Genomic DNA, 15,050 nt, shown 5'->3' with positions numbered 1-15,050 from the left:
ATTAATATTTATCTAATCTATAGCTTAAACCTGAACCTGCATTGGTGAAGCCTAGGCTACCTACCAATTTTCGCGCTGCCAGGTTACGCTGCTGAATATTGCAAATTACACTTTTAACTTCATAACAAGTAAAAATACGCTCGCATACGGCTTTAACAACATCTTTAGCAAGCCCTGAACAGTGATATTGTCTAAGCAGCATAATACCTACTTCAACACTTTTATCCAGAGCTGTTGTACGAACTGAAAATATACCAATGACTTTGGCGGTATCAGCCAGTTTAATACTCAGATACAGCTGAGAGGTCAGCTTCCGGGAACTGGAATGCTGGGCCGCAGAGAAATGCTGCTGAGCAAGTTCTGAAGACAGTGTTGGCCCAATACATCTCATCGTTTTTGCATCAGTAAATAAACTGATATAAGTGTCTCGGGCATCAGCCATGATTACGCTAACGCTATAGTTTTCAGCTGCCAGGGTAAAATCAGCAGCATTAAACATCGAGTTCCGCCCCCATTGCAGCTAACTGCGCTAAAATCGTCTGGTTAGGTTGTAATTTCTGAGCCGGAGGGATAACTAACGTAGTTTTTAAATCAAGGATAGCATTAGGTAACTCAGATAATTTCAACTGCTCCACTCTTGGAAATTGGATAGGTAAAGTAGCAGCTTCATATAAAATGACATTATGGTCTGCCGGATAATATTCCAACAGCATTTGCACAAATAGTTGCATAAAAGCAGGTGTCGCAGAGAATCGAGCTAAAGAGCGATCCCCGGATACCGCTACCTGCCACAATATCAGATAGGCAGCGGTATCAATATTGCGTTTATAAAACATAAACTGGCTGGCTTCATAGTGCTGGCAGCCATAAGTGCCGGGGTCGATGCCTAAATCAGCATACAAACAATCTTCTGCTGAAATACCCGGCTCCATATGGGCGGTAAAACCCAGTTCACGGGCTTGCTTGATGGCATTGTGCGGCACCCAGGCAAATACGCCCGGATGGCCGTAAAACGCCCCTACCACCTTTTTACCCGCTTTAACTTCAGCCAGCATAGCAGCAACCATCTCGCGATAAGTGAGCATGCGGGATTTGCCTTCCAGATAGTAAGGCTGGAGTGAACGCACATCAGCATTCATCTGCTCTATCCACTTTTCAGTAATACCGTCGGCTACCAGCACAAACACCACGTCGGCCTGTTCAATATAACTACGGGAAAGCGGGCTGATATGCGAGCCCAGTGTCATACCGGTGCCGACACAAACTAAACTGCCTGTTTGCAAAATGACGTCCTTGATTTTTTTTCACACTATAAGGCGTTGCTATGGTGGGAAGCAAGCCCGCACAAAGCTGAACTTATTCTAATATAGCCAAAGATTTACCTATTACATGCCGATATTTCATCAGCGATAAAAAAAGCCTGTCAGTGACAGGCTTTTCGGTAGCAGCTTAATCGCGTCTGATATGGCACTTCTCTAAATGCCATACCCGGCTGACATAGTCCTCGATAGAACGGTCAGAGGTAAACTTGCCTACCGAGGCAGTATTGAGTATGGCTTTTTTAGCCCACAGTGATTTATCGCGATACCACTGATCTATTTTCTGCTGGGCTTTAACGTAGCTTTCGAAATCCGCCAGCACCAGGTAAGGGTCGCCCCCCTCCAGCAGACTGCGCTTAATGGCCGCTAACTCGCCTGGCTTACCGGGTGTAAAATAGTCGGTTTCCAGCCAGTCCAGAATGGCTTTAATTTCTGGATTAGCATAGTAATAATCCATACTGTTGTAGCCGTTGGCATGTAAAGCTTTTACTTCATCTACTGTCAGACCAAAGATAGCGATATTGTCGTCACCCACTTCCTCAGCAATTTCGATATTGGCACCATCCAAAGTGCCCACCGTAATAGCGCCGTTCAGTGCCAGCTTCATATTGCCAGTACCTGAGGCTTCCTTACCTGCAGTAGAAATTTGCTCAGATACATCAGCGGCCGGTATCATTTTCTCTGCCAGAGTTACCCGGTAATTGGGCATAAATACCACTTTTAACCGGTTTTTCACCCGCTTATCGTGGTTAATTTTCTCAGCAACTTTATTAATGGCATAAATAATTTCTTTGGCCAGCTTATAGCCCGGCGCTGCTTTAGCACCAAACAGAAATACACGTGGCACCATGTCATAATCAGGCTCCTGCAGAATACGACGGTATAACGCCAGTATATGCAACAGGTTCAGGTGCTGGCGCTTATACTCATGCAGCCGCTTAATCTGAATATCAAAAATGGCATGCGGATCAATATCAATATGCGTCAGCTTTTTCACCACATTTGCCAGGTCAGCTTTATTCTGTTGCTTAATCGCTATAAAGGCGTCCTGAATTTTAACATCATCAGCAAAGGCAGCAAACTTAGACAATTGCTTTAAATCAGTTGGCCATTCAGAGCCAATATTGTCATCCAGCAATTTCGCCAGTTTCGGGTTACAGGCTTTTAACCAGCGTCTTGGTGTCACACCATTGGTGACATTCGTAAATTTATCTGGCCACAGGGCTACCATTTCCGGGAATAAATCTGACTTAACCAGTTTTGAGTGAATTTCAGCTACACCATTCACCCGGAACGAACCCACCACTGATAAGTGGCCCATTCGCACCATAGCATCATGGCCTTCTTCGATGATCGACAGTTTGCGTTTTTTCTCATTGTCACCCGGCCACAACACATCAACCTGCTCTACCAGGAAGCGGCGGTTAATTTCGTAGATAATTTCCAGGTGGCGCGGTAATACTTTCTCAAATAACCGTACCGGCCATTTTTCCAGAGCTTCAGGCAATAAGGTATGGTTAGTATAGGCAAAAACCTGCTGGCAGATATTCCAGGCTTGATCCCACTGCATTTCAGCACGGTCAACCAGAATACGCATCAACTCGGGTATAGACACTGCCGGGTGTGTGTCATTCAGCTGAATAACCACCTGCTTGGCAAAGTCGCTCCAGTCATCGGCATGCGTGCGTTTATAGCGGCGAATAATGTCTTTTAATGAACAGGAAACAAAAAAGTACTGCTGAATTAAGCGAAGTTCCTTGCCGGCATCGGTTTCATCGTTCGGGTACAGTACTTTAGAGATAGTCTCCGCTTCGATATTCTCGCGCGAAGCGTCTATATAACCACCAGAGTTAAATACGTCCCAGTTAAAAAAGTCACTGGCCCGGCTTTCCCATAACCGCAACACATTCACTGAACTGCCGTTATAACCTACGATCGGAATATCCCATGGCACACCTTTGATAATGCGGCCCGGATGCCATACTTTTTTCATTTTACCTTGCAGGTCGTATACCGTTTCAACATAACCGTATACTGAAATTTCCTGAACTGACTCAGGCCGGCAAATCTCCCAGGGGTTAGCATATTCGCGCCAGCTATCCGGCCGCTCTATCTGACGGCCATCCTGAAAACTTTGCTGAAACAAGCCATGCTCATAATGAATGCCGTAGCCAATTGCCGGATAATTCAGTGTGGCCAGAGAATCGATGAAGCACGCCGCTAAACGCCCCAGGCCACCATTGCCCAGTGCCATATCTTCTTCCTGATCTTCCAGATCAGCAATATTTAGCCCAAGCTCTGACAGTGCCTGTTTGGCTTGTTCATACAACCCCAGATTATGCAGGTTATTGCTGAACAAACGGCCCATCAGGTATTCCAGGCTAAAATAATGCAAAGCGCGGGTGTTGTTTTCATAGTGCGTGCGCTGAGTGTTGCGCAGGCCGTCATAAACCTGCTCGTTTACCGCCGCACAGGTAGCCCGCCACCACGCCTGTGGACTGGCTTTATTTACGTCGGTACCTAAGGTGGAATGCAGATGACGGATAATCTGATCTTTCAGCTGTTCGGTGTTAATTTGTGTTACACCAGTACTGGCAGTTGAGGTATGTTTTTTCATTACAAATCCTGATAGTTTTCTGCCTGTGATAGCTACATAATATCGCCAAGCGTAGAATTATTACAAAAAAATACCCTATCACAGTGCTCAAGGCAAAATCGAAGGCTATAAATGTAATTTAATTACAATGTAGATCATAGCCTTTTCAGCGCCTTATATCTGACTGAATACGTATTCAACAAACGCCTTAGCATCGTGCTCCAGTTGTAACAGGTGGCCCTGGTCAACGAAGCTCTCCAGATAAATTTTATAAGAGTTTTCCGTGCCTGATGGCCGGGCAGCAAACCAACCATTACGGGTGACTACTTTTACCCCGCCTATATCAGCATTATTTCCCGGCGCTTTGGTTAGCACAGCTAAAATGTCATCGCCGGCTAAGGTGGTTTGCTTAACACTTTTTACATCGAGTTTTTTCAGGGCGGCTTTTTGCTCATTGCTGGCCGGGGCATCTAAACGGCGATACAACGGCGAACCAAGCTCTCGTGTAAGCGCCTGATACTGCTGATAAGGATCTACGCCAGTTTTTGCCAGCATTTCTGCTGCTAATAGCCCCAAAATAATACCGTCTTTGTCGGTAGACCAGGCACTGCCATCAAACCGTAAAAAACTAGCCCCTGCACTTTCTTCGCCGCCAAAAGCAACACTGCCGTTATGCATACCCTCGACAAACCACTTAAAACCTACCGGTACTTCCAGTAAATTACGCCCGCGTGCAGCCACAACTCTGTCAATTAATGCGCTGGATACCAGCGTCTTACCAATTGCCAGCTCTGCAGCCCAATCTGGCCGGTTAGCAAGCAAATAATTAATGGCTACTGCCAGATAATGATTAGGGTTCATCAGCCCGCCACTGCGGGTCACTATGCCGTGGCGATCGAAATCCGGGTCATTACCTATTGCAATATCAAACTGATCTTTTAGCTGTATCAGATTAGCCATGGCATAGGCAGAGGAGCAATCCATACGAATTTGCCCGTCTTTGTCCAATGGCATAAAGGCAAACGCCGGATCAACCTTTTCATTTACTACAGTAATGTTCAGGCTATAGCGCTCTGCAATACGTGGCCAATAAGCAATGCCTGAGCCGCCCAGCGGGTCGACACCAATTTTAATGCCTGCTTTGGCTATCGCGGCCATATCAATAACGTTTTCTAAATCATCCACATAGTGCTGAATATAATCAATATGCTGACAATAGCCAGATTGCAGCGCCAGGGCATAAGGCATCATTTTTACGCCTTCCAGATCTTTGGCTAGCAATTCATTTGCGCGTTGTTCTATCCAGTTGGTTACATCGGTATCGGCCGGGCCGCCATGTGGCGGGTTGTACTTAATACCGCCATCCTGTGGTGGATTATGTGAGGGCGTAATCACAATACCGTCTGCCAGTTGGCTGGTTGCACCTTTATTTTGCGTCAGAATAGCGTGCGAAATGACCGGCGTTGGCGTGTAACCAAGATCTTTTTGGATGCATACCTGAATTTTATTGGCAATCAATACCTCAAGCGCAGTGGCAAATGCTGCTTCAGATAAAGCATGGGTGTCTTTACCCAGAAATAATGGCCCGGTAATCGCGTTTTTTTTACGGTAATCCGCCACCGCCTGACAAATTGCCAGCACATGCGGTTCATTAAACGAGCAATTCAGCGCACTGCCACGATGGCCCGACGTGCCAAAACTGACTTTATGCTCAGGTTGCGTATGTACATCGGGTTCCAGCACATAGTATGCCGTCATCAGACGGCTGATATTAGGCACTAACGATGTAGGCACCTGCTGCCCGGCCAGTGGGTGTAAAGACATAACTTTTCCTTTTATAACAAATCGCGAATACGTTCTGCATCCTGTTCACTATAGCCGAGTTTAATGGCTGTCTCAGTCAGCATCATTTTTTTGCGGGTGGTATTAGAGTTGGTAATCACCCAAAATTCAGTATTAGGAATTTGTTTTGGGTTGGTACTGCTGCCGGCTTCTGACAACTCCTCTGCACTGCGGCCAAAATACAGCCGGTTGCGGCCTTTAATCTCCAGCACTTTGGTAAACTGCTTTTTGTGCGCCCGGGCCAGCGCAGACAAAATAAACAAAAAACGGCCAACTACACTCGATTCAGCCGGTAAATCCTGCTTATTTATTAAGTCAAAAATACTACTGCTGATTGGAGTTGCCGGTGTCGATACTGCCTCTTCCGGTGTTGCTAAAGCTGGTTTTGTATCGTCACCAAGCAATAAGCGACGTAAGATCTCAGACGCACTTTCACCAATTTTTTGGGTCTGGCCGGCAATGTACTGGTATAGCTCATCATCTATTTCGATGGTTTTCATATATTTATTCCGTGCGCTAAAAGTGGCCTCATTATATAAAGCCTTATCGACTGACGCCAGCGGCATGATTTGCTAGACTAGCATACCCGTTAACCAAATGAGCTTTCTATGCTTTTACATACCCATATCAGCGGCCAGCAAGACAGCAGCAAAGAGCCGGTTGTGCTTATTCATGGCTTGTTTGGCAGTTATGAGAATCTGGGCGTTATTGAACGCAGTTTAAGTGAGCAATATCAGGTGATTAATGTAGATGTACGCAATCATGGCCGCTCCGGCCACAGTGCCGACATGAATTATCAGCTGATGGCAGAGGATCTGGCACAAACGCTGGATTCTCTTAATATTCAAAAAGCGGTAATCCTGGGTCACTCTATGGGGGGCAAGCTCGCCATGACTTATGCCGTTACCTACCCTGAGCGTGTATCCAAACTTATTTTGGCCGATATTGCGCCAGTAGGCTATCCGCCCCGGCACAACAGTATCTTTACCGGCTTAAACTCGGTCGATTTAAGCCAAATTGAAAATCGGGCCGACGCCGATAAGCAACTGGCACAACACGTTAAAGAAAGTGGCGTACGTCAATTTTTGCTTAAAAGCCTGATAAAAGAAGATGATAAGTTTCAATGGCGCTTTAACCTCAGTGCACTCTATGACAACTATGCCGAGTTAGTCAGCAATCCTATTGACAGCGGCAGTTACAATGGGCCGGTACTCTTTATTAAAGGTGGTGATTCTGATTATATCCTGCCAGAACATAAGGCCACCATTACCAAAGTGTTTCCGGCAGCGCAGGCGAAAATTATCCAGGGTACCGGCCATTGGCTGCATGCCGAAAAACCAGCGGCCTTTACTAAGCTGGTAAAGGACTTTTTATTGAGCTAACGCACTAAATTTTTTGCGAACTTATGCTATAGTGCGCGCACTTTTTTGCAGGTCAGGTAAAACATGATGTCTTTAGAGCAATACGAGGCTATCGGTTTATGGCTTGGACTGGGTATTTTGTACCTGTTTATTGTACTGGCAATACGTGATGTACTAAAGAAGAGTAACGCACCGAAGCTTGGACAGTTTTTTGTCTGGCTGGTGCTGTTTCTGTCGCCGGCAGTATTTATCATCAAAAGCGTAGTACCTTATTTTATCGAGTAGTAAGGTTAGGATTAATGGCGAAGATAGCCACTGATCGCACCACGATTGATTTATTTGCCCAGGAAAAGCGCCCCGGCCGGCCGAAAACTAATCCGCTGCCACGGGAAGAACAGCTGAAACTAAACAAACGTAATCAAATCAAACGTGATCGCAGTAAAGGTTTAAAACGCATTGAATTTAAAGTGTCTGACCAGCTATACGCAGCGCTGAGTCAGCAGGCAGACCAAGCTGAGATGACACGCAGTGCGTATATCGAACATATTTTGACACAAGCGTTAACCAGGTAAGAAGGTTAGATTAATGGCAACTGTAGGCATTTTTTTCGGTAGCGATACCGGTAACACTGAACATATCGCCAAGATGATCCAGAAAGAACTGGGCAAACACTTGTTCGACGTGCGTGATATCGCCAAAAGCAGCAAAGAAGACATTGCAGCCTTTGATTTGCTGTTACTGGGTATTCCGACCTGGTATTACGGTGAGGCACAGTGTGACTGGGACGATTTTTTTCCTGAGCTGGAAAACATCGACTTCAACAATAAACTAGTGGCTATTTTTGGCTGCGGTGATCAGGAAGACTACGCAGAGTACTTCCTTGATGCCATGGGTACCCTGCGCGATATTATTGAGCCTAAAGGTGCAATTATCGTCGGGCACTGGCCAACTGCCGGCTACAATTTTGTTGCCTCTAAAGCTCTGGTTGATAGCAACCACTTTGTTGGCCTGGGCGTAGATGAAGATCGCCAGCCAGAACTGACGGAGCCACGGGTTAAGCAGTGGTGTAAGCAGATTTATGAAGAAATGAGCTTAAAAGAGTTCGAAGGTTTATAAGCACCACAGCAAAAAACCGGCGGTACAGCCGGTTTTTTATACCAGAAATTCAAACCGCACGGTATTTGGCTTTCTTACGTACATAGACGGTACGGTTTACTTCAGCCACAATGTTATTTTGGCTATCTTTAATGTGCACGATAAACTGAGGGAAATGCTTGTCACCTGCCTCGGTTGCCTGCTTGATTGCATTCACAGTGTCGTCCGATAACCAGAATTCCGCTGTCAGCCTGCCCTTGCCCGGTGTAATAAAATCGATGTCAGCCTGTTTATCCCATACCAGATACTCTTTACCCAAAGCCCCCATCAGCATCAGCGGATAAATAGGATCTGTCATGGCAAACATGGTACCGCCAAATTGGGTATTATTGATATTCCGGGTCCACGGCCGCCATTTTAACTCAACACGGCAGTAGCGATAATCGCTGCTCAACGCTGCAACCTTAATCCCCGGAAATAAAAAAGGTGGCCAGAAATTCAGTAAGCGGCGCATCACGGCCGGATTAAATGCCCATTTCATAAACACCCTCTGGTAAGACCTGTTTAGGCTATTGTACTTCGCTATTTGCCAAGCACAAGCTTTGCTTTAACGACAACAGCGGAATATTGCCATTTCATTCTCGGGCTAATGTCTTTATAATCCTTTGCATATATAAGCCAGAGTTAGAGTTCTTATGTCAGATCACAATAGCGAATTACGTAAAGCCGGCCTGAAAGTTACCCTGCCACGGGTAAAAATTCTCGAGATCCTGCAGGATCCTAAGCACCAGCACATCAGTGCGGAAGACGTATATAAATTGCTGCTGGAACTGGGTGAAGATATTGGCCTGGCCACTGTTTACCGGGTACTGAACCAGTTTGATGATGCTGGCATTTTAACCCGCCACCATTTCGAAGGCGGTAAGTCGGTGTTTGAGTTAACCGGCGGCAGCCATCACGATCATTTAGTCTGCTTAAAATGCGGTAAAGTCATTGAGTTTGAAGACGATGTGATTGAAGCAAAGCAGCTTGAGATCGCACAAAAGAACGGTATTAAGCTGACGCATCACAGCTTGTATCTGTACGGTGAGTGTAAAGACACTGTGCAGTGTAAGAAAAACAGTGAAATGAACTAATCAGGTAGTAAATTAAGCTAATGGCAGTCAATGCTGACTGCCACTCCCCTCAGATGCCTGCTATATAAACCAGTATTACTGGCGCCCTAATCAGCTTAAAGATACGAAAAATACTCTGCCGGATCGGGTGTATGTCTTTTGGCCGGTTCTCCGCTGGGTGTACCAAGATATAAAAAGCCTACTATCTCGTCGTCCTCTCCTAATTCCAGCGCTTGCTTAACAAAATCAAGCTGGGCATAAGCACCGGTGCGCCATATTCCACCAAACCCCTGAGCAAATGCGGCTTGCTGCATGGCCATTACTGCGCATGCGGCTGATTGCTGTTGCTCAGTTAATGGCACCTTGGCGTGAGTTACGGCTTTGGCAATGCACACTACTACCATAGGCGCACGTAAAGGTAACTGGCGGGCACGTTCCAGCAGTTCGTTTGCAATGGCAGGATCGTCCTCCACTGCCGCTTCTGCAAAAATATCACCTAAGCGCGATAACGCCTGGCGCCCTTCTGCAATAACAAAACGCCAGGGGCGCAAATTACCGTGATCCGGTACCTGCAGTGCCGCACGTTTAATATTGTCTAATGCTTCGCCTGCGGGTGCAGGTTCAGTTAAACGGGCTGAAGAAAAACGGCTGGTGAGTAATGTTAATGCATCCATAAAAAACCCCGATGGTGTTAGCTGTGAGCAGCCTAGCAAATTAACAGTAACCTTTACATCAGATTATGGCAAGGTCACACCCATATGGCCGGCTTTCAACCAGTTTGCTGATTTTTAATGCGCTTTTGCCCATAAAGCTTGTTGGTACAACGCCTGATATTGCTGTGCGGCGACCTGCCAGCTAAAATTTTGAGCCATACCATTTTGCTGCACCCTTTTATAACTGGCCGTCTTAGCAAACAGCTGTTCGGCTTGCTTTAACGCCGCATCTACTGAAGCAATATCAGGTTCAGCAAAACCTATACCGGTAGCACTGCGGGTTGGCCAGGGCTTTACTGTATCTTTTAAGCCACCGGTTAAACGCACCAACGGAACAGTGCCATAGCGCAAGCTGTACAGCTGGTTTAAGCCACAAGGCTCGAACAACGATGGCATCAGGAAAAAGTCTCCGGCAGCTTCAAGCTGATGCGCCATAGCATCACTAAAGCCCTGCACAAAACGAAACTGCTCAGGATACTGCTGTTGCAGTTGTGCCAGTGCCCGGCAATAACGGCCCTCACCGGTGCCCATAACAACGACCTGGGCCTGTGTTGTGCCAAGCCAGTGTTTAAGCGCGGGGATCAGATAATCGTAACCTTTTTGTCCGGTTAAGCGGCTTACTGCAACAAATAAGGGAGCTTTGCCGGGTGCCAGCTCCAGCTGAGTACGGATTGCGGCTTTGCACTGTGCTTTGCCACTGAGATTGTCGGCGTCATAATTAGCAGGTAAATGTACATCCGTTGCCGGGTGCCAGATATTGTAATCACAGCCATTTAAAATACCGATAAAATCAGCAGCACGCTGCTGATACAGTGCAGACAATCCGGCCGCTTCCGGTTCATGCATTAACTCATCGCGGTAACCACGGCTTACGGTGTTTAATTTGTCGGCATATTGTAGTGCTGTAGCCAGAAAATTAAGCTCATCATGGTGCTGCGGTTCAATGTCCAGCTCCCGGCGCCAGTGTGGTGCGCATTTCTCCTGATAAGCACCGTTATGAATACTAAAGATAAACGGCACCTTGGCCAGCTCAGTTGCAGCATAATGCTGTTTCAGATAATAGGCTGCCGCTGCACTTTGCCAGTCGTGGCCATGGATCAGATCAAACTGTTGCCCGCTTTGCAGCACCCACTCCAGCGCAGCTTTACACAAAAAAGCAAACCGCAGCGGGTTATCTGTATAGCCGTGCTCACCGTCATCATAAGGCCGCTCACGGCGGAAAAAGTCGTGATGCTCTACCAGCGCAATATTGACATTGTCCTGTGTAAGCTGATGTACCGCGCAGCCAAAACCGCGGCCTGCCAGTTGAAAATAAACCGGCTGCAGCTCTGCAGTAGATTGCTGATATAAAACACCATAACGCGGTAATATCACTGTTACCTGATGGCCCTGCGCAACCAGGCTTTGTGCCAGGCCACGGCAGGCATCAGCCAGGCCACCGGTTTTTATCAGGCCTTCATACTCACTACATATAAACAGTATCCGCACTACTTATCCTTACTCAGCTTTAATCAAAACCAATCATCGCGCCTTTAGGGATCACAATAACGCCACTTGCAGAGACATGAAAGCGTTGTTTATCCAGCACCGGATCTTCGCCAATAATGGTACCGGGCGCAATTTTCACGTCTTTATCAATAATGGCGCGGCGGATGCGACAACCCCGGCCAATATCGTTATTGCCCATCAGCACGCACTTTTCAATATAACTATGGCTATGTACATGCACGTTGTAACCCAAAATAGACTGGTACACGATAGAGCCACTGACAATACAGCCTGATGCCACCATAGAGCTTATTGCCTGACCGGTGCGGTTTGCCTCATCATGCACAAACTTTGCCGGTGGTACCGGTGGCGTGTAACCACGTAATGGCCAGTACTTGTTGTACAGATCAAATGGCGGCTCTACTGAAATCAGATCCATATTAGCTTCGTAGTACGAATCTATAGTACCCACATCACGCCAGTAACCGCTACTGCTCTGGCTTTCCCCACGGATAATATTAGAGGAAAAATCATATACATAAACATCACCCGATGGATAAAGACCAGGGATAATGTTATGGCCAAAATCATGCTTGGAATCAGCCTGCCTGGCATCTTCTTCCAGTACATCAACCAGCGTTTTGGCTTCAAAAATGTAATTGCCCATAGAGGCCAGTACAAACCCCGGATTACCCGGAATAGTTTTGGGGTTGGTTTTTGGTTTTTCTTCAAAGCCGATCATCCGGCCACTGGCATCTACTTCTATCACACCAAACTCATGTGCCTGCTCTACCGGTACCGGAATAGCCGCCACGGTAAGCCGGGCATTATGATGGCGATGGTAATCCAGCATCTGACGGATATCCATTTTATAAATGTGATCGCCGCCAAACACACAGACATGTTCAGGATCCAGCCCCTGAATTAAATGCAGGTTTTGATAAATGGCATCTGCCGTGCCCAGATACCAGTGCTTACCGGTCTGCATTTGCGCCGGTATGGGATCAATAAAGCGATTGGTCAGGCCGGTTACGCGCCAGGCCCGACTTAAATGTTTCATCAGAGAATGAGACTTAAACTGCGTAATAACAAAAATTTGCAATAAATCTGAGTTAACAAAGTTATTCATAACAAAGTCGATAATGCGGTAATTACCGCCAAACGGTACAGCTGGTTTTGCTCTGATGCCGGTTAAAGGTGCCAAACGTGTACCTTCACCGCCAGCCAGAATCATGGTTAATACCCCGGACATAGAAACTCCCTGTTGTGCTTGCTGTGTGTGCTTTTTGTATGCAAATTGCAAAGCTGATACCAGAATAGCAGCCTGCATGACGAAAAAGCCAGCAGTCAATATGCATAACACTTTGCGCCAGCACAAGATAAAAACAGTAAATGTGTTAAACAGGCCAAAGGCACCAAAATGGTGCCTTTGTTAACAGGAGATACTAATAAAGTGCAGTACCGGCACCAGATAAGTGCCGCGTTTAAAAGGGTTCAGATAGCAGCGGCCAGTTCTGCGCCCTGGCGGATAGCACGTTTGGCATCGAGCTCTGCGGCAACATCAGCACCGCCAATCAGGTGTAACACCATACCATGCTGTGCTAAACCAGCCACCAGCGCGCGCTGCGGCTCCTGCCCGGCACAAATCACCACGTTATCCACATTCAGGCAACGCTCTTCACCGGCTATTTCAACCCAGAGGCCATTGTCATCTACCTTGAGGTAGTTAACACCGGCTATCATTTCAACGCCTTTTTTCTTCAGTGAAGAACGGTGGATCCAGCCTGTAGTTTTGCCAAGACCAGCCCCCACTTTGCTGGTTTTACGCTGCAGTAAATACACTTTGCGTTCAGCCGGTTGTGGCAATTCGTCTGGCAATAACGCACCGCGGGCCTGATAGCTTTTATCAATGCCCCAGTCTTTTAACCAGGCTTCAGGTTGTAGCGTTAATGAATGGGGTTCAGTCAGATACTCTGCAACATCAAACCCTATACCGCCAGCGCCAATAATGGCCACATTTTTACCAACCGCTTTATGATCGCGCAGTACGTCTAAATAACTCAGAACTTTGGCATGGTCGCTGCCAACAAGGCCAATATCACGTGGCACTATACCGGTTGCCAGCACCACTTCATCAAAGCCTGCCGCTTTTAGGCTGTCTGCGGTTTGCTCACTATTTAAAAACAGTTTTACCGCATGGAGTTCCAGCATACGACCAAAATAGCGCAGGGTTTCATGAAACTCTTCTTTGCCGGGAATTTGTTTGGCGTAGTTAAACTGGCCACCTATTTGATGCGATTTATCAAACAGATGTACATCATGGCCGCGCTGCGCTGCATAAACACTAAAAGCTAAACCGGCTGGGCCCGCGCCTATTACAGCAATTTTCTTACGCTTTGCTGCCGGGGTAAAATTTAATTCTGTTTCATAGCACGCACGCGGGTTTACCAGACAACTGGCTCGTTTATTCTGAAACACATGATCAAGGCATGCCTGATTACAGGCAATGCAGGTATTGATCAGTTCAGCTTTATTCGCCGCAGCTTTGTTAACAAAGTCAGCATCAGCCAGAAACGGCCGTGCCATGCACACCATATCAGCCTGGCCATTAGCAAGGATATCTTCTGCTACTTGGGGATCATTAATACGATTGGTAGCAATAACCGGAATATTCACCTGCGCTTTAACGCGCTCAGTGATCCAGCTAAAAGCAGCACGCGGCACCATAGTGCCGATAGTGGGCACCCGCGCTTCATGCCAGCCAATACCGGTATTGAGTAATGTTGCGCCAGCCGCTGCGATATCTCTCGCCAGTGCCACCACTTCGTCATAGCTGTTGCCGTCTTCTACCAGATCCAGCATCGATAAACGGTAAATAATAATAAAATCATCACCACAGGCCTGGCGCACGGCTTTTACCGTTTCAATGGCAAAACGGCAGCGCTTTTCAAAACTACCGCCCCACTCATCGTTACGCTGGTTGGTGCGCGAGCAAATAAACTGATTAATTAAGTAGCCTTCTGAACCCATTACCTCAACACCGTCATAGCCGGCGTTTTTAGCCAGTTTGGCTGAATGAGCAAAATCTTTAATTGTGCCCCGTACCTGACGGGCTGACATTTTTGCCGGTTTAAACGGCGTAATCGGCGATTTAATATTGCTTGGTGCCAAACTAAACGGATGATAACCATAGCGGCCGGCATGTAATAACTGTAAGCAGATCTTAGCGCCATGCTGATGCACCGCCTGCGTTACCTGCTTATGTTTGCCGGTTTGCCACCAGAAACTTAGCTGGCTGCCAAAAGGCACCAGATTGCCACGAAAATTAGGGCTGATACCGCCGGTAATAATCAGGCCAACGCCCCCTTTAGCCCGTTCAGCATAAAAGGCTGCCAGCTTGGCAAAACCGTGTTTTTCTTCTTCCAGCCCGGTATGCATCGAGCCCATGATGACGCGATTTCTCAGCGTAGTGAAACCTAAATCCAGTGGTTGTAATAATTTTTGGTATGCCACATCACCCT

The 15,050-nt window shown here is 46.9% G+C and carries 15 protein-coding genes; 5 read left to right on the top strand and 10 right to left on the bottom strand.

Annotated features, from left to right (window positions below):
• Window position 1: 1 nt before the first annotated feature.
• The 5 genes from BLW68_RS09780 to seqA form a co-directional block, all read right to left on the bottom strand.
• Window positions 2-499, bottom strand: a complete 498-nt coding sequence (locus BLW68_RS09780; protein WP_092792793.1) for a GNAT family N-acetyltransferase — start codon at window positions 497-499, stop codon at window positions 2-4.
• Window positions 492-1,283 carry an SAM-dependent methyltransferase gene (locus tag BLW68_RS09775; protein WP_092792791.1) on the bottom strand — a complete coding sequence of 264 codons (792 nt, stop codon included), beginning with the start codon at window positions 1,281-1,283 and terminating at the stop codon, window positions 492-494. The genes BLW68_RS09780 and BLW68_RS09775 overlap by 8 nt, the downstream gene beginning before the upstream one ends.
• Window positions 1,284-1,449: 166 nt before the next feature.
• A complete protein-coding gene (locus tag BLW68_RS09770; RefSeq protein WP_092792789.1) occupies window positions 1,450-3,936 on the bottom strand; it encodes a glycogen/starch/alpha-glucan phosphorylase in 2,487 nt (828 codons plus the stop codon).
• Between the two features lie 153 nt (window positions 3,937-4,089).
• Window positions 4,090-5,739: a phosphoglucomutase (alpha-D-glucose-1,6-bisphosphate-dependent) gene (pgm, locus tag BLW68_RS09765; RefSeq protein WP_092792787.1), complete on the bottom strand. Its 1,650-nt coding sequence runs from the start codon at window positions 5,737-5,739 to the stop codon at window positions 4,090-4,092.
• A gap of 11 nt (window positions 5,740-5,750) precedes the next feature.
• Window positions 5,751-6,257: a replication initiation negative regulator SeqA gene (seqA, locus tag BLW68_RS09760; protein ID WP_092793038.1), complete on the bottom strand. Its 507-nt coding sequence runs from the start codon at window positions 6,255-6,257 to the stop codon at window positions 5,751-5,753.
• A 108-nt stretch (window positions 6,258-6,365) separates the two neighbouring features.
• Between seqA and BLW68_RS09755 the strand changes: the two genes are divergently transcribed.
• From BLW68_RS09755 to fldA, 4 genes are all read left to right on the top strand, one after another.
• The gene (locus tag BLW68_RS09755) at window positions 6,366-7,139 is read left to right on the top strand and encodes an alpha/beta fold hydrolase (protein WP_092792785.1); all 774 of its coding nucleotides are present in this window, start codon (window positions 6,366-6,368) and stop codon (window positions 7,137-7,139) included.
• 66 nt (window positions 7,140-7,205) lie between these two features.
• The gene (locus tag BLW68_RS09750) at window positions 7,206-7,403 is read left to right on the top strand and encodes a DUF2788 domain-containing protein (RefSeq protein ID WP_092792784.1); all 198 of its coding nucleotides are present in this window, start codon (window positions 7,206-7,208) and stop codon (window positions 7,401-7,403) included.
• A 14-nt stretch (window positions 7,404-7,417) separates the two neighbouring features.
• Window positions 7,418-7,690, top strand: coding sequence for a LexA regulated protein (gene ybfE, locus BLW68_RS09745; RefSeq protein WP_068231876.1), 273 nt, complete (start codon window positions 7,418-7,420; stop codon window positions 7,688-7,690).
• 13 nt (window positions 7,691-7,703) lie between these two features.
• Window positions 7,704-8,234: a flavodoxin FldA gene (fldA, locus tag BLW68_RS09740; protein ID WP_068231875.1), complete on the top strand. Its 531-nt coding sequence runs from the start codon at window positions 7,704-7,706 to the stop codon at window positions 8,232-8,234.
• 49 nt (window positions 8,235-8,283) lie between these two features.
• Here the strand turns inward: fldA and BLW68_RS09735 are convergent, their stop codons facing one another.
• Window positions 8,284-8,754 carry a DUF4442 domain-containing protein gene (locus tag BLW68_RS09735; RefSeq protein ID WP_092792782.1) on the bottom strand — a complete coding sequence of 157 codons (471 nt, stop codon included), beginning with the start codon at window positions 8,752-8,754 and terminating at the stop codon, window positions 8,284-8,286.
• A 154-nt stretch (window positions 8,755-8,908) separates the two neighbouring features.
• Here BLW68_RS09735 and fur point away from each other — a divergent pair, with 154 nt between their 5' ends.
• Window positions 8,909-9,349, top strand: coding sequence for a ferric iron uptake transcriptional regulator (gene fur, locus BLW68_RS09730; RefSeq protein ID WP_068231872.1), 441 nt, complete (start codon window positions 8,909-8,911; stop codon window positions 9,347-9,349).
• A 95-nt stretch (window positions 9,350-9,444) separates the two neighbouring features.
• On the opposite strand, the gene BLW68_RS09725 is transcribed toward fur, so the two are convergent.
• The 4 genes from BLW68_RS09725 to BLW68_RS09710 form a co-directional block, all read right to left on the bottom strand.
• Window positions 9,445-10,002 carry an NAD(P)H nitroreductase gene (locus BLW68_RS09725; protein ID WP_092792780.1) on the bottom strand — a complete coding sequence of 186 codons (558 nt, stop codon included), beginning with the start codon at window positions 10,000-10,002 and terminating at the stop codon, window positions 9,445-9,447.
• A gap of 114 nt (window positions 10,003-10,116) precedes the next feature.
• A complete protein-coding gene (locus tag BLW68_RS09720) occupies window positions 10,117-11,529 on the bottom strand; it encodes a glycogen synthase (RefSeq protein ID WP_092792778.1) in 1,413 nt (470 codons plus the stop codon).
• Window positions 11,530-11,548: 19 nt separating this feature from the next.
• Window positions 11,549-12,859, bottom strand: a complete 1,311-nt coding sequence (gene glgC, locus BLW68_RS09715) for a glucose-1-phosphate adenylyltransferase (protein ID WP_281246199.1) — start codon at window positions 12,857-12,859, stop codon at window positions 11,549-11,551.
• A gap of 164 nt (window positions 12,860-13,023) precedes the next feature.
• Complete coding sequence (locus BLW68_RS09710) at window positions 13,024-15,042, bottom strand: NADPH-dependent 2,4-dienoyl-CoA reductase (protein ID WP_092793035.1); 2,019 nt, start codon at window positions 15,040-15,042, stop codon at window positions 13,024-13,026.
• Between the last annotated feature and the right edge of the window lie 8 nt (window positions 15,043-15,050).

This window comes from Rheinheimera pacifica, assembly GCF_900108485.1.
Taxonomy (GTDB): Bacteria; Pseudomonadota; Gammaproteobacteria; order Enterobacterales; family Alteromonadaceae; genus Alishewanella; species Alishewanella pacifica.
Note: the sequence above shows the minus strand (reverse complement) of the source record. Positions and strands in the feature narration are given on the sequence as shown.